Raw genomic sequence first — 421 nt, forward strand, 5'->3', positions numbered from 1 at the left:
GCCTGGGCCGGCGCACGCCATCGACGTGCAGGTTGTGCATGATGCTGAAGAGCCAGGCGCGCATGTCGGCCACACCGCCCCACAGGCCCGACTTGGCCCAGGCCCGCTCCAGCGTGTCCTGCACCAGGTCGTCGGCGTCGTCACGGTTGTTCACCAGCGCCCGGGAATAGCGGCGCAGGCGCGGCACCCAGCTCAGCAGTTGATGGTCGTCGTTCATCAAGATGTTGAAGATGGGGTGAGCCCGCGCGAAGCTGGGTGTGCAGGCGGGTGTACAGGCGTCATTCCTTGATGATGTGCCAGACCTGTTTGAAGTTGTCGCCGCTGCGGTCGCCGGCCTTCTGGTCGGCCTTGTAGGTGTACACCGGCTTGCCCTTGTAGGCCCACTGGCGTGACCCATCGTCGCGAGTGACGATGGGTCACG

Annotated in this window: 2 protein-coding genes; both read right to left on the reverse strand. The window is 65.3% G+C overall.

Going from position 1 to position 421, the window contains the following annotated elements:
• Positions 1-217: RNA polymerase sigma factor (locus C5Y44_RS13205; protein WP_146108513.1), on the reverse strand; the 217-nt coding region annotated here is incomplete at its 3' end.
• 61 nt (positions 218-278) lie between these two features.
• The gene (locus C5Y44_RS13645) at positions 279-413 is read right to left on the reverse strand and encodes a hypothetical protein (RefSeq protein ID WP_369831100.1); all 135 of its coding nucleotides are present in this window, start codon (positions 411-413) and stop codon (positions 279-281) included.
• Positions 414-421: the final 8 nt, after the last annotated feature.

It is taken from the genome of Corynebacterium sp. J010B-136, from assembly GCF_002967075.1.
In the GTDB taxonomy this organism is placed as follows: Bacteria; Actinomycetota; Actinomycetes; order Mycobacteriales; family Mycobacteriaceae; genus Corynebacterium.